Genomic DNA, 17,226 nt, shown 5'->3' on the forward strand with positions numbered 1-17,226 from the left:
TGATTACATGAAGAAAAAGTGCTTGGAACTGACCAGGAGTTCTAGGGGCTTACCAAGCGCAAGAACTTGTGGTGTTAGCGGTATGATGTGTTCGCGCTTCATTTTCATGCGCTCAGCGGGGATCACCCATAAACTTTTTATCCAAATCTGCCTAAACTCAGAAACTTTCTGCTCTTTAGCTATTGCAATGGCCACAAATAAACCAATGTTCGCAACTGTAATTGCAGCTATTGCGCCAATAGCTGCAACAGATATTTCCGTTGAAATGCTTTATTCCCAGTTAACTTTTTTACCATTCAGACAGCCGCTAACCACTGTTCTTCAGAAATGACATAAATCTCATGTCCTTTTTCTTTAAGTAACATAGCCTTTTCTATTTTTCTGCCATGGCTTAGATATTTCCAATCGCGGCTCGCGAGGGTTCCTATCACTAAAAACTGGGTGGAGAGCAGGACATCTTTACTTGTTATGGCTCCAAGGCTTTGAGCTTTAGATTCAACTGTTTTACGGCTACCAGTTTTAAACTTTCCAGTGAAACAAAAACCAATATTATCGTGTGGAATTTCTGTTATATCGTCAAAGCACTCGGTAGTATTGTCTGTTACATCACCAGTTTCACAGAAACGACGACCCGTGATTTTTTGCACTGTTAGCAACAAGTCTTTCTTTTCATCTTCGGTGATAATGCCATCTTCAAAAATATCACAAAGCTTCGATGTAACGACACTCGCAGGCCACTTATTTAAGATTTGATGGTTTTCATCTAGCCAAACGGCTAGCGCATCAATATCTTTTTCGTTGACGTCATCTGCTGCAGATACGCCTTGAAGCATGCCAAGTAATTGGTTAATTTGGTTATGACTATTTGGTTCAATGAATCCGCGAATATCATTTACGTCATTTATTAAAGAGAGCAAATCTTCATATTCATCTTCATCAATAACGCCGTCCTCTAACACATCATTTAGCACATCGATAATATCAACTATATCTGGATCATCTGAAACTTCCCAATGAGTTCGTAACCACAAATCGAGGAAAGCATACTCGGCAGGCTTAAGTTTGCTATCGGCAGTGATCCCTAACAAAATGCCTTGTAGTGAAGAAATTGCTTTTTCGATATTAGCAGCTTGATTAAAGTGGCCGTATGGCTGGGCATCCTTGTTTAAAAGGAGATCATTAGTTTTTTGTTGCTTAGGTTTAATGGGAGTTCTGGATTCAACGAGAGTTAGTATTTGTTCGACTGTAGTTTGTGGAAGTTCACCAGTATAAGCAAAGTGCACAAATTGAGGTTTGTCGATAATGACCGAGCCACCCTCGAGGGATTTATCTATTTTGCTGGGGCCAGCGTTGTCACCAACACATAAAATATGGAGGCTATTGGTTACGTTTTTCTTGACCGATAGACCGACTAATTCACCTAATGTTTCTAGTTCGTTTCGCTCAACAGCATTAAAACCAGTAAAACAAATCTCAAAAGCTTTCATAATTAGTCTCCCAATTTTTTCAACGCTTGATGTGGTATATACACTTAAGTTCGTATCTGTTTAGAAGTCTTTAACATTTATACGACGAATAGTGAAGCCTGACGACTCCTCAGCGGTTAAGGAGTTTCTATTACTGTATTTAAGGTAAGTATTGCTATCCATAACAAATTAGTAAGTCAATAAGGAATATCACTTTTCTTTGATTTTGTACAATCTTTAGTTACTGAGAATTAAAAAGTATTATCTAGTTTTATTTGGTAGTGAATACTTGGTTTTATGAAGAGCTTTAGGTGAGATTGGTGAAACTTCACTAAATGGTCGTGTAGCTTAACTGCTAACGGTTAGGAGTGCAGCCATATGTATGGCGGCGGGTTTATTCGGCACTCCCATGTGCCTCCCGCTTCTTGGCTATCGCATGTGACGTTCAAGTTTGTTCCAGACACCCTAGTGCATTAATGTTACTAAGAGAGTCGCCCGCACTGGCATAAATTAAAAATGGCCAATATTTTCATATTGGAGCTTCTCAATATTTGGTGGTGGCGCCCGAACCTGTGTGCAAAAAGCTAATATTTTATCTAATAGTCCGTAATGACGCATGATTACAACATAAACAGTATGTTACTGGTTAGTGTCTGTAAGATCGTGTTAGCCGATCTAAATGCTAGTCGCCACTTTGTCATCACTTAACTAATGTAAGTCAGCAAGCTCTACACATTGCGAATATTGGCTCCATTTCCATAATGAACCTTCACAACTTTCAGTGCTGCGAAGTATTGCACTTGTGTTATTGATAAGGTCATATCTGATGAAAAAATCGATTTTATTTTCGTCATCTAGGTGAGGGCGAAGTGTTTTTTTAAAGAAGGGATAATGTTTGCTTAGCTGCAGATACAAAAAAGCCGCTAAATCCGTCTGGTAGGGATTTAGCGGCCTTTGAAGGTTATTGCTAACCTAGTATTGGTGGAGGCGGCGGGGCTCGAACCCGCGTCCAAAAAGCCTACATCCTATCTTTTAGCCCGTTATACCGCGAGATTTTAATACTTTCAGATAGTTACGTTTAAGCATCTGTTAGAGAGTGTTAGCCTTTCTAAATGGTTGCCGCCACTTTGCCGCCATTTTTGATCATGTGACATTGGAAAGATTAGTCAATTTTTTAGCGGATATTTTGTATGTTTGTACAAGGTAGACTACCTTGTAAGAACTGTATAATAAGCTGTTAGTTTTTAAGGATAATGCAAATGGAGATACTGATAGTCTTATGTTTATTTATAATAATTTGTGTAGTTTTAACAATTGTTGAATTACTTTTTCTAAAGAAGTTGGGTTTTGATGTAGTTGCCCACATGGAAATAAAGTTAGAAAAAGGTGAAAATGTTAAATTCTTTTTTGAAGCATGCGGAGTTATAGCATTTATAATCGGTCAACCTATTCTTTTTATGATTCTTGTGGTGTGGGCGCATGGTGAAGTACTGCCTTTGCTACAAGCTCCTTTAAAAGAATTAGCCCAAGAGTTATTATTTATGAACTAAGGCTAACAATTTGTTTAATAAGACAAAATGCAGTTGTCTGTGTTTCGTTCCACAACAATATTTTGCCCGTTAATAGGGCGTTGGTAACCACTCTAATTAATCATCTCATTCTTACCCAATAGAGCTGCTATTGGTTTTTTGGTGATTGCGTCGTCCAGGCGAACAGGAGCGAAGTAGGCGTAACGCATGGTGTCTTTGATATCTGAGTGGCCGAGTATCTGTTTTACCAGAATATTGCCGCCGTTCATCATAAAGTGGCTGGTAATGTTTTCAGCCATTATTACCATCGACATAGGCGCCATAACAATCTATGCGATCACATCGTATCTGCTCAATCTTCTGAACTATCGGTTCACCAAAATCATAATCAGTAATCACAATCGTTCGACGTAAATGTGGTAGTGCGTGAGGGGCTTTAAGAACGTCGCCTTGAAGCTTAACGTATTCTTTTTGCATGCGAAACAGGGTGAATTGCTCAAGTTTCTATTGATACTTTTTTGTGCGCTTGTACATAGTAGCCTTCTATCTAATAAGGTAGACTACCTTATTAGATCTGTATAAAAACAGTTATATTTTAGTACTACACACAAACAGTATCTACTTTTATGACTAACGATAGTCACCAAGTCACTTTAAGGAATAAATGTGCACTTTAAAAAATTGGAAATAAATCATTGGCAGCAATTTGAAACTGTCGACCTAGCAATACATGATCGATTAACGATTATTACAGGATCTAATGGTTGTGGTAAAACGACTATTTTGAATTTATTTTCAAAGCATTCAGGTTGGCAAAATATTTCGTTATCTACGCCAAAAAAAGATTCAAGTACAGGTGTTGTTAAATATTTTTCTAGATTGTTTAAGGGGAATACTAGTGAATCAAACAATACCGTCGGTAAAATACACTATTCAAATAATGTAGAAGCCCTTCTACTAGTAAAAGATTCTGATGTTGCTCAGTATCATGTACAAATTCAGAATCAACAGCCATTAAAAAGTTTCTTTATACCTTCTCATCGTACAATATTTAGGTACCAAGCTCTTAACCATATACCTACTGCTAAAAAAAATAAACAGAATGCATTTGATGAGGTTTCAAATGCAAACAAGCAAAGGTATAACGGTAGTTCAAGTAATCAGTCTGCTAGTTTTTTAATGAAAACTACGCTTATTGGTTGGGCTATAAATGGTTATGGAGTAACGAATAATAATAAAACAATAATGCCTCAGGACAATGAACAAATTAAATTTTATGAGGGATTTCAGGAAGTGCTTAGAAAAATACTTCCAAAAACCTTAGGTTTCAAAGAGTTTGAAATTAGAAATATGGAAATTGTTTTTATTTGTAATGATGGTTCTGATGAATTCCTATTAGAAACGGCTTCTGGCGGCATTAGTGCTCTTATCGATATTGCTTGGCAAATATATATGTATGCAACAAAAGATAATCCTGATTATACCGTTATAATTGATGAGGTTGAAAATCATCTTCACCCAATAATGCAGAGAAGGATATTACCAGATCTTTTACAAGCATTCCCCACTGCGAAGTTTATTGTATCAACACATAGCCCATTAGTTGTAGGCTCAGTAAAAAACTCAAATATATATGCTTTAACTTATAATGAAGAAAATAAAGTTGAGTCTAAAAAATTGGATTTTTTGAATGAAGCTAAAAGTGCTAGTGAAATTCTAGATGAGGTTTTAGGGGTCTCATTTACAATGCCTATATGGGTTGAAGAAAGGTTAAATCAAATAATTGATGAATACAGTAATAAAAAATTAACTGAAAGAGATTTCTCTTTGTTAAGGAGCCAGTTGGCAGAGTTAGGCTTAGAGAAAATGGTTCCTATGGCAATACAAGGAATCATGGAGGGACAAGATGATTAAGCTAAATAGACCTGTGTGCCCGCACCCTGATGCATTAGCTAGAGGAAACTATAAACACCCGGCGAATAAAGAGGCACTTAAGGCTGCTAACTCTGATAAATGTATGTATTGTGAAAGCAAAATATCTCAAATTAGTTTTGCTGAAATTGAGCACTTCAAGCCAAAAGATAATGACAAATTCCCTCATTTAGAATTCGTCTGGGAAAATTTAGGCTACTCTTGCCAGAAATGTAATAACCAAAAGTCTAACAAATTTCATAATGATACCCCATACATAGATCCTTATCATGATGAACCTGCCAATTACTTTTATGCTGCAGGCACGTGGCTATTTGTTAAAAATGGTTGTGAAAGAGCAGATCTTTCAATACGTGATATTGGTTTAAACAGACCAGAGCTACTAGAGAAGCGTCTTGAAAAAATAACAGAAATACAAAAAGCAATCACAGCATGTTATCGTACAGGTAATGTTAGTTTAAGAGACTTTGCACTAGCAGAATTAAGGAGAGAAGCAGAAACAAAAAAAGAATATTCTTTTTTTGTTAAAGCATTAATCAGTGCACATGCGGTATAGAAAAGACATAACGAATTGCTTATACGGAAAATAACTGTTGGCTATCGCTAGTAAAAATAGCCAACCATTATTTTTTCAGCGACCAAGGCGTACTCACCCTACTCCGTCATCTCACTTTTACCCAATAGCGTTGCTATTGGGTTTTTGGTGATGGCGTCGTCCAGGTGATCGGGGGCGAAGTGGGCGTAACGCATGGTGTCTTTGATATCGGAGTGGCCGAGTATCTGTTTCTTCACTTTATCGAAAAGAAGAATATTGCCGCCGTTCATCATAAAGTGGTCGGCACCAAAGCTTTATTTCTTCTGTAAAAATCTGTATTTACGTGTTCTGGCGAGGTACGCCTACGCACATTCGAATGAGGAACTGTATTTAATTGGTTTAGGCCTTCTCTGATAGAATAATTTCCTTTGCATGCTTCACTCAGATTTTCTAAGGCTCTATTTAGTTGATATGAATGCAAGGGTTTATGTTCTGAGTCAAACTCATAAATATCATTGACTATTTCATAAATTAAGTTTACGACCTGATATTGATGTGAGTAACATGATATAAACGTATTTGTCTTTTGGGAACCGTATATAGTACGTGAAACAAGTAATTTACTTAGTTCTTTTGTGCAGTGTAATTCTCTAAAGGTACTTTCTAAATGTGCACGTACGCGTAATAAATTAGTCTCTAATGCCTTGGAGTCTAATTTTTCGCATTCAATTATTTCCATAGAAGTGTTTATATTTTCAATTAATCTTTCAACAACTATATTTATGGTATCAGTACAGATAGTTCCTGGACCATCTTTTAAAGAAGCATCTGGATATATAGTTTTGTAAATAATTCTGGTATCTATGGATACACCCTCTTCTTTCTACTTTGAGCCATTTACGGTGTTTTTCCATTTTGCCTCTAGAGCAACTAGGTGCTCACTAAAGTGCTTATAGTGGGCGAGGTACAAGTCAGTTTTATTTTTCTGTTGCGTCTCTAAAATTTGTTTCTCTGTGTTCTCTATTTGAACGTTAGCTTTTTCAATTTGTAATGCGGTCTGTTTAGTACCGTGAATTCTGCCTGTTAACACAGCTAAAGGAATTGCTAGAGCTAGTAACCCTATGGGAAGTTGAGATATTAATAAGAATGTTATAAAACCTTGGGCTGATAAATCAGGAGTTGATCCGGACCAGGCAAAAATACCAGTGCATATAAATAAAATTATGGGGATGAAGATACTAGCCCAAAATGGAGTCTGAAGTTCAAGCCCATCTTTGGGTTCGAAATGAGTAAAATAAAAAGGGAAAGAAGTATCAAGTGTGTCATCCGCAGGGAATCTTCTTTTAAGGTACCAGTAGAGAATGCTCACCCCTATTATTATCATTGTTATTAATAATAACAGTTTTCCTATTTCTAAATAGAGCTCGTTGTTTTGTATCACTTCAGTAGTCCTGCTATTGGGTTTTTTGTGATTGCGTCGTCCAGGTGATCGGGTGCGAAGTGGGCGTAACGCATGGTGTCTTTGATATCGGAGTGGCCGAGTATCTGTTTTAGTACCAGAATGTTGCCGCCGTTCATCATAAAGTGGCTGGCAAATGTGTGGCGTAAAATGTGGGTCATCTGTCTGTCTGGGAAATTCAACTTAGTGCGTTTAATTGCACGTTCAAATGACTTGCGGCAAGGTCTGAATAATGGGCCTCTTGCACGTGGTATCTTGTCGGCTAATTCTTTCGCTATTGGCACGGTTCGATTCTTCTTACCTTTGGTTTTAACAAAGGTGATGCGGTTGTGGGCTATTTGACTGCCGCGTAAACCTTCGGCCTCTGACCAGCGGCAACCTGTTGCTAAACAGATCAGCACAATCGTGGTGAGGTGTTCGTATTCGGCGTTAGCACATTCGGTTAGAACAATGGGGATCTCTTCTGGGTAGAGGAACGCCAGCTCGGTGTCTTCAATTTTAAATTGAGATATGCCATCGAGTGGGTTGGGTAGCTTCCACTCGCCTAACTTTTTCAGCTCTGAGAAAACCGCATTGAGATAAGCATGCTCATGGTTAATGGTGTTGGGTTTAACCTTGTTCATCTTACCTTGAGCATCTTCAATTTCACCATCGAGGCGCATCTGGCGATAATTGGCAAAGTCATTCACGGTGATCTTGCTGGCAATCGGGTCGCCCATGCCATTGCAAATCAAATCCAGCTTTCGTAACCGCAGCTCTGGCTTAGTTAGTTGCTGGCCGTGAAGATCATGCCAGCGTTTGATTAACTCAGATAAACGGCGGTTATCAACCTTTTCACCTAACCAAGGTTTGTCATCGACCTTTTTCATGGTGAACAGCTCAAATGCAGTGGCTTCACCACGAGTGGCAAACTTCTTTCGAATGCGTTTACCCTCGCGGCCATTGGGATAGCATTCGCATAACCAAGGTTTATCGCTGCTGTCTTTTAGGTTACGGATGGTCATTTAAATAAATTTCAACCACTGTTCTTCAGATATGACATAAATCTCATGTCCTTTCTCTTTAAGTGACATAGCTGTTTCAATTTTTCGGCCATGGCTTAGATATTTCCAATCTCGGCTCGCTAGAGTACCAATGACTACAAACTGAGTAGAGAGCAACACACCTTTACTTGTAATAGCACCAAGACTTTGAGCTTTAGACTCTACAGTTTTACGGCTACCAGATTTAAACTTACCAGTGAAACAGAAACCAATATTGTCGTGTGGGATTTCGCTTATATCGTCAAAGCATTCGGTAGTGTTGTCTGTTACGTCACCGGTTTCGCAGAAACGATTACCTGTAACTTTCTGCACTGTTAGCAACAGGTCTTTCTTTTCGTCTTCGGTGATAATGCCATCTTCAAAAATTTCACATAGTTTTGATGTAATGACACTAGCAGGCCACTTATCTAGGATTTGATGGTTTTCATCTAACCAAACGGCTAGCGTATCAATTTCTTTTTCGTTGATTTCGTTATCAGCTGAAATTCCCTGAAGTAGACCAAGTAGTTGGTTTATCTGGTTATGGCTACCAGGTTCATTGAATCCGCGTACATCATTCACATCATTTATTAAGCAGAACAAATCATCATGTTCATCTTCATCAATAATTCCATCCTCTAACACATCATTTAACACATCGACGATATCAACCATATCTGGATCATCTGAAACTTCGCCATGAGTTCTTAACCACAAATCGAGGAAGGCATGTTCGGCTGGCTTAAGTTTGCTATCGGCAGTGATCCCTAACAAAATGCCATGTAGTGAAGCAATTGCTTTTTCGATATTAGCAGCTTGATTAAAGCGGCCATACGGCTGGGCATCCTTGTTTAAAAGGGTATCATTTGGTTTTTGTTGCTTAGGTTTTATAGGGGTTCGGGATTCGATTAGAGTTAGTATTTGTTCGACTGTAGCTTGCGGGAGTTCACCTGTATCTGCAAAATGTACAAATTGAGATTTATCGATAACGACTGAACCGCCTTCGCGAGCTTTATCTACTTTACTGGGGCCAGCGTTCTCACCAATACAAAGAATATGAAGGTTCTTGGTTACGTTTTTTTTGACCGATAGACCTACCAATTCAGCTTGTGTTTCTAACTCATTTCGTTCAACAGCGTTAAAACCAGTAAAACAAATCTCAAATGCTTTCATAACCAATCCCTTTAATTACTTAAATGCTTTCTAAAATTGATACCACCTTGCCGTGGATTTTGGTCGTTTCTTCGTTGATCTGGTATTTCTCACCTTCATCATAGAAGTAGGTTTGGCCGTCCGGCAGCTGGCGAAGTTCACCTATCTGGTAGTTATTATTAACGCTGAACAGATAGCTTCCTTTTGTTACTACTTTCTCATTAGAGTTAATGAACTTAATGTGGCCACTATCACGAACAGCAAAATCGTTCTCTAGTGAGATACCAAAGTATTTTATAAATGAATTGTCGACTGAAAATTTACTTTCAAATGCAAGAACACCATTTTCAATTGCGAATATTTTTACTGCCGGAAGTAAATGATTTTCGGCGGCAACAGTTACTGACCCATCTTTATATTCTGGCACTTTGCTTTTCGCAAATTTCATAACGTCTGGAATATCATCTTCACTGCTAAAGCATAAGTATTCCATTGGTACGCCTGTAGCTAAATGTATGCGAATCAATAACTCATATGGGGTTGAGTTACGGGTTTGCCATGTCGCAATTGTTCCAGAAGTAATACCTAGTAGGGTGGCCAATTCAAGTCGGTTTTTTACCCCGAAAAGTCTGACCAATCGATCTACAAGGGTTCGGCCACCGTCATAAGTCGGAATTGTAGACAAAGGAATTCGAAATTTCGCATTGTTGACCTTGCTAAATGTTTGCATATGATCAATAATCCTCGCAGATGAAGTTTAACGCTCTGTAACTCCACATTACAGAAAGACACATAAATTCGAGGATATCATCAAATGAGCAATCTATCACTACACATTGACGCACCTTTCTTGTCATTTGAAGAGTATGCCCGCCGCACCGGGACGACAGTTGATAACGTCCGCTATCTCGTCCGTGAAGGACGCCTACCTATTCGCCCTAAATGCAGACCCCAAGAACGCCCATATATCAATATGTTGGCGTTAATGAAAGAAGCCTCTGAGCTTTGCTTAGTGAGCTAAAACATTAACGTCGTCATTTGAGTGTTTTTATCTTCAATTGAAGATTAGCAAAATGGAGTTTTGCGTCTATGTATGCCAATTCGAGCAACACACAGTATTCAAATGAGCAAGCTCACCTAATCGGTGCACTGCGTCAGTTTGCAAATGACGAAGTAGTTAGTGATGTCGCCAAGTCTGCTGGAATGAAACGCCCACAGATGCTGCGCAATAAGTTGCTACCCGAGCAACCGCATCAGTTGACCGTGAGTGAGTTGGTGAAAATCACCAAGGCCAGCGGCAATCGTTGCATTGTTGATGGGGTGTTGTTGGAGCTTAACTGCGTTACATCGGTATCGCTGGGTGACTTAGCCAATGCAAGCAAAACCACGTTAACCGATAGAGCGCTGGACATTAATGCCAACACCGCACAGTTAGGTGCGCTGGCTTTAGATGTTAAAGCGACTAAGCGCGTAACCGAACGGATGCGCCATGAAACAGTAAGGCGTGCATCTTACGTGATGGCCGAACTTGCTATTTTTGTGCATGACGTAGAGCAGAAGTTTCAAGCCATTCCGGTACTCACTGTTGCGAGCGATGCAATGCAAGCCATGCCCATGCCAGGGCTGATGTAGAAGGGGAATTATATGAATGCTCTAAAGCAAACAGCGCATGAATCTGTGCCCAGAATAGAAGCCGACTTACATATTGAAAAATCTGCCGCTAACGATATTGCATCCCCGTCTAGTCAGCAGAGTATTGCCGCTGTGCGTTCAATGCTTGGGCGCAACCGCGCGGCCAGTCTATACAGCGGCCTTTCAAAGCAAAAAAAAGCCATCATTTTATTTGGCGCCCGCCTAAAACCTAGTACCCACATTCATATTCCGCTTGAAAACATGACGTTTGATGAACAAGAGGCGGTGCGAATGTCGATGCTAGCCATTCGTGAATTAGTAAAAGAGATCAGCTCGGTTGGGCTGGGACGAGAGAAATTCATTACCGCAAAAGTTGAGACTCCAACAGAAGACAGTTTTTCAGATCTGGCAGGTGAGCTGGCAAGTAATCAGGCCGCAATGGCTCAAGTTAGCTATTAACAGGCACAAAAAAAGCCACTTCCGTTACAGCGGATGTGGCCGTGTCGACTCAATCAATAGATTTTCAAGGATTTACATTATGAAACCGACAAAACAGAGTTTAACAACAGATGATGCTATTCGCAATGAAGCAAATAGAGTCATTACCGCTTTAAACCATTCCAACTACCCCATTGAGCCGATAGTGGCCGAGTCAGTGATCGAATCTTTGGTGGCCATCGCCGAAAAGCTTGACCTCGCTATCGCCAAAACACTCCGCGTTCGTTTGGTTGCCATTCGCAACAATATTCACGTTAACCAAATTCAACAGGCGGCTTGATATGACTCATTCAAATAACGTGGCTCATTCAGTGCCAGCAGCCAACACCCCCGCTTTTGATCTTAGCAATCCACAGCATTTAGCCATGCGCAAATTGATGGCGGATATTCATATCCATCATGTGCAGGCATTGGCTGAGAATTTGTTAACTACTGCTGCGAAGTATCGCGGAATGGTAATCGGGCTAAAAAAGGTCGCGTTGTACGTGTTGCATGACGAGTCGCTATTTTGGTTGTGCTTTGAGTTGGAATCCGCGCTAGAAGCGTTTGAAGAACTTAATCAAATTCAAGCGAGGGCTGCAGCATGAGCGCATTAACTGAATCTATCAATAACCAAAACTTCAATATTCGCACTGCATTTTTAAATCGCACCTTAGGCAATGCCAGCCGTCCACCAAAAGTGACCGCAGAAGACCGACGTGCCAAAGCGTGTCGCCGTCGCATTGAGGATTTCCAAATGGCACGTGAGTTAGGCGTGAGTTTGAATGAGTTGGAGGCGGTATGAGACTCCTTAATGTTGAGATAAGCGAAGTTGAGAAGTTAACCCTGTTTGCCATCACCTGCTTTATGTGTGATGAGAAATTTTACGTGACCACAGCTAGCACCGTCGAGGAGGCAGTAGATAAAGCGGCCGCTGTAGGTTGGCACGGTTACGAAACTATCGATGAGGTCTGTTCAACGGCCTGCCCTAAGTGCATCGCCAATGCAAAGCAAGATGAAGCGGAGCGGTTAGTATGAGCAACGCAGCATTCCAGCACTTACTAAAACACTTTCGTAGCAATAAGCAGTCACTCGTTAGAGAGATCCAAACACTTATCGATAACGACGGTTTAATTGATAACAGCAACTTGATTGCCATCGCTAAATATTCAGGTGCACTTGATTGCCTGTATTGGCAAGCGCTGGGTAATGAGCTTACCAACCTAGCCAAAGGCATTCGGCGCACGTTGGCAAAAGCGCGGGTACATCATGGGTTTGAGGGCTTGTAATGTATAGGCCTACATTATCACCACAGTCCGAGGCATTGCCCTCGGCTGTTTTTTGTGGATTAGTTAAAACACCGCCGCAAGGGCGCACGTGTTTGTTTGCGGCTAACTATCAACATATTGAAAAAGTTGAGCCCAAAACGCTTGAGCAATACCAACAGCTAACCTTTCTTGATGGCTATAAAACCGCTGAATTGCCAAAGAACAGCAATGCTCGCCAGGCACTGAAAGAGGTTAACGAACTACTCGAGCAGGTTTCGCCAAACCATACGGTGCTAAATAGTAATCGCAGTTTTGCCAATGCGCGTTTGAGCCACCTGCCTAATAACATCCGTCTTAAAATCAGTACAGAGTATCAGCGCCGCCTTAGCTTAACGGGTGGTAACTCAGGTAAGCGATTACGCAGTGCCAATATCTATCTGCGCAAGACTACCGACTTTATTAATAAGGTGTGGCTCAAGTACCCATTCCATAACGTGGGCAGCTTTTTAAGTACCACTTCAAAGCACGTTAACGAAAGCAACGGCAGAAGAACCACGCATTTAGGTGGGTTTGATTTAATTAAATACCGCAAAAGCAAGCGCCTCAAAGATGTTGCTAATCGGCTGGCTCTGATTGTTTTAGATGAAGTGAAAGACACCGCCAACCATTACAGCGGTGATGTGGCTTTTTTAAAGGCTTATGACGCTGCAGCTGCAGTATGTAAGCAATGGCAAGTTAAGCCGCCTTATTACTCAGACGTAAAACGAAACCAGATTATTGAGGCGGCAGAGTGCGCCATTTTGCGCATGACGAGCCCTAAATGGTGGCTTAATCAACTGCGCTCATTACGTGATTTATGCTGTGAGCACTTGAATGTAGCAGCAGGCCTAGTGGGTGAAGACAGCCCTTATTTAAGCCGTGAGAGTTTTAACGAGTGGTGCGAGCAGCAAAGAAGTGGTCGTGAGTGGTTAGAGAACACCATGATTGAATCTGAATCAGGGGTGATTTTGCCACTGATTGATGCGGCTATGGCAGGCACTGCTAATCCATCGAATCGATTTGTCGAACTCATTGTTAGAGCGCGTGGCTTAGAAGAGGTGGCAGAAGAAAGCGGCAAAGTGGGCTTTATGGTGACCTTAACGGCCCCGAGTAAATATCACTTCAATTCAGATAAGTGGAACTGCGAAAACGCCCAATTTACTCAAGCCTACCTGTCAGGCCAATGGAGCAAAATACGCTCTGCTTTGTCATACCGCAAAATCAAGATTCAAGGCTTACGTGTTAGCGAGCCTCATAAAGACGGCACACCGCATTGGCATATGCTGATCTTCGTCCATCCAGACCATAGCGATGTACTCAAAGACTTACTCGAAAAGTATGCCTTTGAGGTTGATGGCGATGAAGAGGGCGCCGCAGAACACCGGTTAGAGATTGAACCTATAGATAAAGCCAAAGGTTCGGCAGTGGGCTACATCGTTAAGTACCTTTCAAAGAACATTAAAGGTGAGCACATGCAAGGCGAGTTAGATTTTGAATCTGGCTTGTCGGCAAATGACGGTGCAGCAAATGCGGCGGCTTGGGCTAGCCGTTATCGTTTGCGACAGTTTCAATTTTTCGGCTCTTCATCAGTTCAAGTATGGCGTGAACTTAGGCGCTTAAAAGAGTGCCCGCAACCTGCCGAAATCGAACATGCCAGGGCTGCAGCTGAAAGCTCAAACTGGAAAGCCTTTGAACAGGCTTTAGCGGTTAACCCTATCAAACTCGAATATGAAGAAACCGAGTGCGGCAACGAGTTTGGCGAAATGACCAAGCGCGTGCTTGGGCTTTGCGCCTTGGCCACCAATGATGGCATTACCAAAGTGAGGTCACTCATTACCCGTGGTGAAAAGTGGACGCTTAGAACCATGGATGAAAACGAGAAGGGTAGTTATAAGAAGCTCAAAGCCGAGCGTGCTGCCATTTTTAAAACCAACACCAGTATTGAGAACAAAGAAGACAAACTGCCTATGCCAAAGTGGAAGCAGCCTAAAGCTGTTGCTCTTGGCAGTTGCTCTTGCTCTAAGAGTCGCGGCAGCGGCGATACTCGGACTTGTGGGAATAACTGTACAGAGTCGGTTTTGTTGCAGCAAACAGCTGGATTTTCAGAGGAGTCGCGCCGTTATCTTGCTTCTCATGGTGTAGTCGATCCTTATTCGCTTGAGCAGCTTGCCAAAAGTTTAAGGGTTTTTACTGATTCGGGACGAATTTGGTGGGTGAGCAACGGCCAGTTGCAGTTCGAGCGCTTGCTTGATGAAGAGAGTAGCGAGTTTGAGTATTTCTGATAGCTGATAGGATACAAAATACTTGTATCCAAGTTAGTGCAAATTGCTGATTTACAACGATTTTGTTTTAATTTTTGTTGACGGGCAGCATTGTCAGCGTTTATATTCGTATTAATCTTGCTCTGGGTCGTTTTCAATGAAAGCTGTTAGTTGCGCGTTTTTCAAAGTGTGTTTGTGGCATTTTTTCAAATAGCGCAGTAGGTGGTTGCACGATTTTATCTATATGAATAATAGGTGAGGCACCGCAGTTGGTGTGAAACTCTAGTCGTACAAATTAAACTCTATGTAGAAGAAACTGAAATGACAAAATTTAAATGTGAAAGTAAATTTGGTGGGTTTAGCGCTGGTTATGTCTATGAAATAATCGATGGTGAGAAAGTCATTAAGGGCTATATCGTAATTGATGGCTCAGGAAAAGTTGTTAAAAAGGGGTTTAAATCATTAGGTGACGCTGTTCAATGGGCTAAAGCTGAGTATGAGGCGTTGCGGAAGAGCTTTGAGTTAGCAATACAGCTGGAACAATTGAGTCAAGCACTTGAGGTGGAACCAGAACCAGAACCAGAACCCCAATCACCTGTAAGAAAAGGGCCTACTCGCAAAGGGCCTGGTAGTAGAGGTTAAGGATTGTTTCTTTAGTCAAGTTTTCAATGAAAACTAGAATTCAAATTTGGCAATCATAGAATTTACGAAAAATGTGAATAATAGGTGAGGCACCGCAGTTGGTGTGCCAATGATGGAATTACATAAAATGACTATTGAATCTATGTTGTACCAGAAAGTGGACATGCTAAATGGCCTATTTTCTAACTTAGATACAGAGGATGAAAAAGATGTCTGTAATGCGATAATCTCCGATGTTTTAGCAATATATGAACGTGACCATATCACAGAAGGTTTAGTTCCTGCTGCAGCTGTTGACGCTGAGTTGGGGAGAGGGCTCGAGCAAGTTCCGACACAATAGCACTCGCTGCTTGAGCGCTTGGGCTCAGAGTGTGGCTAAAACTTAGGTTTGCTACAAAAGTGTGGCCACACTCTGGGTTAGAACAAGAACAATACAAATCGGCATGGGCCAAACTCAGCCGATTTGTTTTACCGATAATGGCTGTTTCACCACAGCTAGTACAAAGCACTCGCATCACAATCTCCCAATTGATTTAATCAGCTTAGTTTACGTCACTATACTGTGTTTTTGAACAGTATTGTAAGTCAGTAATGGTAATGTTTGTCATGTGAGATATTTTTTTTATAAAATCGATATAGATCAACATCCTTAGCCATTTCACTGGTTATAGTAGGTTATTTTCTTGCTAGGTCGTATAAAGGATGTTACGTGCTTTTTGGGGGGTGTGTGAAAGTAGTTGTAATTGAGGGGCATCTATCAGAATACCCAAATCCGGTTTATTTGAAGCGAGGCGATATAGTCACCCTTGGTGAAATGGATGATGAGTTTCACAATTGGATTTTTATAACCAATGACGCGGGTGATCAAGCTTGGGCTCCAATCCAATACATCGATAATGTCGTGGGGAGTTCTACGGGCATCTTGCTTCAAGATTACGATAATTTGGAGTTCAATACAGTTATAGGTGAAAAACTATCAGTGCTTTTCGAACTAAATTCTTGGTATCGAGTATCAAGGTCAACGGATGAAATCGGGTGGGTACCAGTGCACACGGTAAAACGTACATAACGAGGCATTTAAGCTGGATTCGCAACGCTTGGCAGTTTTAGTTTTAATTCAGCTTTTGCGTTTTAAGTTGTTTGTCGAAGCAGTGGTATTTAGCATCGCTCACCCCTTAATACGGCGTTATATAATTAGAATATATAAATAAAAATGGATTATAAAATGAAAAAAATATTAATTGGGTCATTCTTGGTTTTATTTTCTAGCCAAGCTTATGCAACGGAAAAGTTTGATGGTGTTATTACAAAACATGCTGAAGAATGGGGTGTTAACCAATGCATTCAAGAAATTCAAAAAATGGATAGTTTTTTAAATGGTAAAGGTGGGGCTAGTGGAGCATGGTCTTCAGCCCCAAAAAACAGTCCATCAGATAGAATATTCTCATCGCTAAATATTAGGAAATATAACGATGGCACATGGGGGTATGCTACTTTGTCTATCGCTCCAGGAGTAGACGGTAATTGTGACAGCACCTTAATGCAAATGGTAACTTTCCCTGGAAAATCATGCAACGAAGTCAGAGAAACTATATATAAAGATTATAAATACAACTCTGAACTTGCTGGTAAATCTGTTTATGAAAGCGGCACAACAAAAGCTGTATTAGAAGAACTTGGTGGTAACTGTATTTCTATTCGTTATGAAACCCTTTACCCATCACCTAAGTAGTTACATAGCAAGTTGCTTAAACGGAAATTAATAGTTGGCCATCACTTCGCAATCATAGCTAACCACTATTTGCCTGTTAA

General features: G+C 40.7%; 24 protein-coding genes and 1 pseudogene. 16 read left to right on the forward strand and 9 right to left on the reverse strand.

The annotated features are described in order from the left end of the window. Window positions 1-3 precede the first annotated feature (3 nt). Both SHAL_RS06665 and SHAL_RS06670 read right to left on the reverse strand, forming a co-directional pair. On the reverse strand, window positions 4-195 hold the full coding sequence (locus SHAL_RS06665) for a hypothetical protein (RefSeq protein ID WP_012276406.1): 192 nt from the start codon (window positions 193-195) through the stop codon (window positions 4-6). A gap of 101 nt (window positions 196-296) precedes the next feature. Continuing rightward, a complete protein-coding gene (locus SHAL_RS06670) occupies window positions 297-1,487 on the reverse strand; it encodes a BRCT domain-containing protein (protein WP_012276407.1) in 1,191 nt (396 codons plus the stop codon). A 1,238-nt stretch (window positions 1,488-2,725) separates the two neighbouring features. Between SHAL_RS06670 and SHAL_RS06675 the strand changes: the two genes are divergently transcribed. Further along, the gene (locus SHAL_RS06675) at window positions 2,726-3,016 is read left to right on the forward strand and encodes a hypothetical protein (protein ID WP_041415880.1); all 291 of its coding nucleotides are present in this window, start codon (window positions 2,726-2,728) and stop codon (window positions 3,014-3,016) included. Window positions 3,017-3,108: 92 nt separating this feature from the next. Here the strand turns inward: SHAL_RS06675 and SHAL_RS06680 are convergent, their stop codons facing one another. After that, a complete protein-coding gene (locus SHAL_RS06680; RefSeq protein ID WP_223296249.1) occupies window positions 3,109-3,309 on the reverse strand; it encodes an integrase in 201 nt (66 codons plus the stop codon). Window positions 3,310-3,661: 352 nt separating this feature from the next. Here SHAL_RS06680 and SHAL_RS06690 point away from each other — a divergent pair, with 352 nt between their 5' ends. Continuing rightward, window positions 3,662-4,909, forward strand: a complete 1,248-nt coding sequence (locus tag SHAL_RS06690; protein WP_012276409.1) for an AAA family ATPase — start codon at window positions 3,662-3,664, stop codon at window positions 4,907-4,909. After that, entirely contained in the window at window positions 4,902-5,483 is a 582-nt protein-coding gene (locus tag SHAL_RS06695; RefSeq protein WP_012276410.1) for an HNH endonuclease, read from the forward strand. Before SHAL_RS06690 ends, SHAL_RS06695 begins: the two co-directional genes overlap by 8 nt. Before the next feature lie 98 nt (window positions 5,484-5,581). On the opposite strand, the pseudogene SHAL_RS06700 reads toward SHAL_RS06695, so the two are convergent. From SHAL_RS06700 to SHAL_RS06720, 5 genes and pseudogenes are all read right to left on the reverse strand, one after another. Then, a pseudogene (locus SHAL_RS06700) lies at window positions 5,582-5,767 on the reverse strand (hypothetical protein); the annotation flags it as partial. A gap of 578 nt (window positions 5,768-6,345) precedes the next feature. Next, the gene (locus SHAL_RS06705) at window positions 6,346-6,903 is read right to left on the reverse strand and encodes a hypothetical protein (RefSeq protein WP_041415883.1); all 558 of its coding nucleotides are present in this window, start codon (window positions 6,901-6,903) and stop codon (window positions 6,346-6,348) included. Continuing rightward, entirely contained in the window at window positions 6,900-7,925 is a 1,026-nt protein-coding gene (locus SHAL_RS06710) for a phage integrase (RefSeq protein ID WP_012276413.1), read from the reverse strand. Before SHAL_RS06710 ends, SHAL_RS06705 begins: the two co-directional genes overlap by 4 nt. Continuing rightward, window positions 7,926-9,116: a BRCT domain-containing protein gene (locus tag SHAL_RS06715; RefSeq protein WP_012276414.1), complete on the reverse strand. Its 1,191-nt coding sequence runs from the start codon at window positions 9,114-9,116 to the stop codon at window positions 7,926-7,928. Between the two features lie 19 nt (window positions 9,117-9,135). Next, window positions 9,136-9,825, reverse strand: a complete 690-nt coding sequence (locus SHAL_RS06720) for a helix-turn-helix transcriptional regulator (RefSeq protein WP_012276415.1) — start codon at window positions 9,823-9,825, stop codon at window positions 9,136-9,138. An 84-nt stretch (window positions 9,826-9,909) separates the two neighbouring features. Here SHAL_RS06720 and SHAL_RS22535 point away from each other — a divergent pair, with 84 nt between their 5' ends. From SHAL_RS22535 to SHAL_RS23215, 11 genes are all read left to right on the forward strand, one after another. Next, entirely contained in the window at window positions 9,910-10,116 is a 207-nt protein-coding gene (locus tag SHAL_RS22535; protein WP_012276416.1) for a hypothetical protein, read from the forward strand. Between the two features lie 68 nt (window positions 10,117-10,184). After that, a complete protein-coding gene (locus SHAL_RS06725) occupies window positions 10,185-10,727 on the forward strand; it encodes a phage regulatory CII family protein (protein WP_012276417.1) in 543 nt (180 codons plus the stop codon). Between the two features lie 12 nt (window positions 10,728-10,739). After that, window positions 10,740-11,186: a hypothetical protein gene (locus tag SHAL_RS06730; protein WP_012276418.1), complete on the forward strand. Its 447-nt coding sequence runs from the start codon at window positions 10,740-10,742 to the stop codon at window positions 11,184-11,186. Between the two features lie 79 nt (window positions 11,187-11,265). Next, window positions 11,266-11,505, forward strand: coding sequence for a hypothetical protein (locus SHAL_RS06735; RefSeq protein ID WP_012276419.1), 240 nt, complete (start codon window positions 11,266-11,268; stop codon window positions 11,503-11,505). A 1-nt stretch (window position 11,506) separates the two neighbouring features. Beyond that, on the forward strand, window positions 11,507-11,812 hold the full coding sequence (locus tag SHAL_RS06740) for a hypothetical protein (RefSeq protein ID WP_012276420.1): 306 nt from the start codon (window positions 11,507-11,509) through the stop codon (window positions 11,810-11,812). Then, window positions 11,809-12,009 (forward strand): hypothetical protein, encoded by a 201-nt coding sequence (locus SHAL_RS06745; RefSeq protein ID WP_041415884.1) that lies wholly within the window; start codon window positions 11,809-11,811, stop codon window positions 12,007-12,009. The genes SHAL_RS06740 and SHAL_RS06745 overlap by 4 nt, the downstream gene beginning before the upstream one ends. Next, window positions 12,006-12,242 carry a hypothetical protein gene (locus SHAL_RS06750; RefSeq protein ID WP_012276421.1) on the forward strand — a complete coding sequence of 79 codons (237 nt, stop codon included), beginning with the start codon at window positions 12,006-12,008 and terminating at the stop codon, window positions 12,240-12,242. The genes SHAL_RS06745 and SHAL_RS06750 overlap by 4 nt, the downstream gene beginning before the upstream one ends. Continuing rightward, complete coding sequence (locus SHAL_RS06755; RefSeq protein WP_012276422.1) at window positions 12,239-12,493, forward strand: hypothetical protein; 255 nt, start codon at window positions 12,239-12,241, stop codon at window positions 12,491-12,493. Before SHAL_RS06750 ends, SHAL_RS06755 begins: the two co-directional genes overlap by 4 nt. Continuing rightward, the gene (locus tag SHAL_RS06760) at window positions 12,493-14,793 is read left to right on the forward strand and encodes a replication endonuclease (protein WP_012276423.1); all 2,301 of its coding nucleotides are present in this window, start codon (window positions 12,493-12,495) and stop codon (window positions 14,791-14,793) included. The genes SHAL_RS06755 and SHAL_RS06760 overlap by 1 nt, the downstream gene beginning before the upstream one ends. Before the next feature lie 300 nt (window positions 14,794-15,093). Next, window positions 15,094-15,414: a hypothetical protein gene (locus tag SHAL_RS06765; protein ID WP_150102069.1), complete on the forward strand. Its 321-nt coding sequence runs from the start codon at window positions 15,094-15,096 to the stop codon at window positions 15,412-15,414. Window positions 15,415-15,541: 127 nt separating this feature from the next. Further along, window positions 15,542-15,754, forward strand: coding sequence for a hypothetical protein (locus SHAL_RS23215; RefSeq protein WP_190273656.1), 213 nt, complete (start codon window positions 15,542-15,544; stop codon window positions 15,752-15,754). Here SHAL_RS23215 and SHAL_RS22540 read toward each other — a convergent pair. Further along, window positions 15,678-15,929, reverse strand: coding sequence for an Ogr/Delta-like zinc finger protein (locus SHAL_RS22540; RefSeq protein ID WP_012276425.1), 252 nt, complete (start codon window positions 15,927-15,929; stop codon window positions 15,678-15,680). The genes SHAL_RS23215 and SHAL_RS22540 overlap by 77 nt on opposite strands. A gap of 212 nt (window positions 15,930-16,141) precedes the next feature. Between SHAL_RS22540 and SHAL_RS06775 the strand changes: the two genes are divergently transcribed. Together SHAL_RS06775 and SHAL_RS06780 are read left to right on the forward strand one after the other, a co-directional pair. After that, on the forward strand, window positions 16,142-16,483 hold the full coding sequence (locus SHAL_RS06775) for an SH3 domain-containing protein (protein ID WP_041416290.1): 342 nt from the start codon (window positions 16,142-16,144) through the stop codon (window positions 16,481-16,483). A gap of 156 nt (window positions 16,484-16,639) precedes the next feature. After that, complete coding sequence (locus tag SHAL_RS06780; protein WP_150102070.1) at window positions 16,640-17,146, forward strand: hypothetical protein; 507 nt, start codon at window positions 16,640-16,642, stop codon at window positions 17,144-17,146. Window positions 17,147-17,226: the final 80 nt, after the last annotated feature.

It is taken from the genome of Shewanella halifaxensis HAW-EB4, assembly GCF_000019185.1.
GTDB classification, from domain to species: Bacteria; Pseudomonadota; Gammaproteobacteria; order Enterobacterales; family Shewanellaceae; genus Shewanella; species Shewanella halifaxensis.

Coding starts and splice junctions, on each gene's coding strand:
- SHAL_RS06670 (WP_012276407.1), bottom strand. CDS start 1,487: ATGAAAGCTTTTGAGATTTGTTTTACTGGTTTTAATGCTGTTGAGCGA.
- SHAL_RS06675 (WP_041415880.1), top strand. CDS start 2,726: ATGGAGATACTGATAGTCTTATGTTTATTTATAATAATTTGTGTAGTT.
- SHAL_RS06680 (WP_223296249.1), bottom strand. CDS start 3,309: ATGTCGATGGTAATAATGGCTGAAAACATTACCAGCCACTTTATGATG.
- SHAL_RS06695 (WP_012276410.1), top strand. CDS start 4,902: ATGATTAAGCTAAATAGACCTGTGTGCCCGCACCCTGATGCATTAGCT.
- SHAL_RS06710 (WP_012276413.1), bottom strand. CDS start 7,925: ATGACCATCCGTAACCTAAAAGACAGCAGCGATAAACCTTGGTTATGC.
- SHAL_RS06715 (WP_012276414.1), bottom strand. CDS start 9,116: ATGAAAGCATTTGAGATTTGTTTTACTGGTTTTAACGCTGTTGAACGA.
- SHAL_RS06720 (WP_012276415.1), bottom strand. CDS start 9,825: ATGCAAACATTTAGCAAGGTCAACAATGCGAAATTTCGAATTCCTTTG.
- SHAL_RS22535 (WP_012276416.1), top strand. CDS start 9,910: ATGAGCAATCTATCACTACACATTGACGCACCTTTCTTGTCATTTGAA.
- SHAL_RS06725 (WP_012276417.1), top strand. CDS start 10,185: ATGTATGCCAATTCGAGCAACACACAGTATTCAAATGAGCAAGCTCAC.
- SHAL_RS06730 (WP_012276418.1), top strand. CDS start 10,740: ATGAATGCTCTAAAGCAAACAGCGCATGAATCTGTGCCCAGAATAGAA.
- SHAL_RS06735 (WP_012276419.1), top strand. CDS start 11,266: ATGAAACCGACAAAACAGAGTTTAACAACAGATGATGCTATTCGCAAT.
- SHAL_RS06740 (WP_012276420.1), top strand. CDS start 11,507: ATGACTCATTCAAATAACGTGGCTCATTCAGTGCCAGCAGCCAACACC.
- SHAL_RS06745 (WP_041415884.1), top strand. CDS start 11,809: ATGAGCGCATTAACTGAATCTATCAATAACCAAAACTTCAATATTCGC.
- SHAL_RS06750 (WP_012276421.1), top strand. CDS start 12,006: ATGAGACTCCTTAATGTTGAGATAAGCGAAGTTGAGAAGTTAACCCTG.
- SHAL_RS06755 (WP_012276422.1), top strand. CDS start 12,239: ATGAGCAACGCAGCATTCCAGCACTTACTAAAACACTTTCGTAGCAAT.
- SHAL_RS06760 (WP_012276423.1), top strand. CDS start 12,493: ATGTATAGGCCTACATTATCACCACAGTCCGAGGCATTGCCCTCGGCT.
- SHAL_RS06765 (WP_150102069.1), top strand. CDS start 15,094: ATGACAAAATTTAAATGTGAAAGTAAATTTGGTGGGTTTAGCGCTGGT.
- SHAL_RS23215 (WP_190273656.1), top strand. CDS start 15,542: ATGACTATTGAATCTATGTTGTACCAGAAAGTGGACATGCTAAATGGC.
- SHAL_RS22540 (WP_012276425.1), bottom strand. CDS start 15,929: ATGCGAGTGCTTTGTACTAGCTGTGGTGAAACAGCCATTATCGGTAAA.
- SHAL_RS06780 (WP_150102070.1), top strand. CDS start 16,640: ATGAAAAAAATATTAATTGGGTCATTCTTGGTTTTATTTTCTAGCCAA.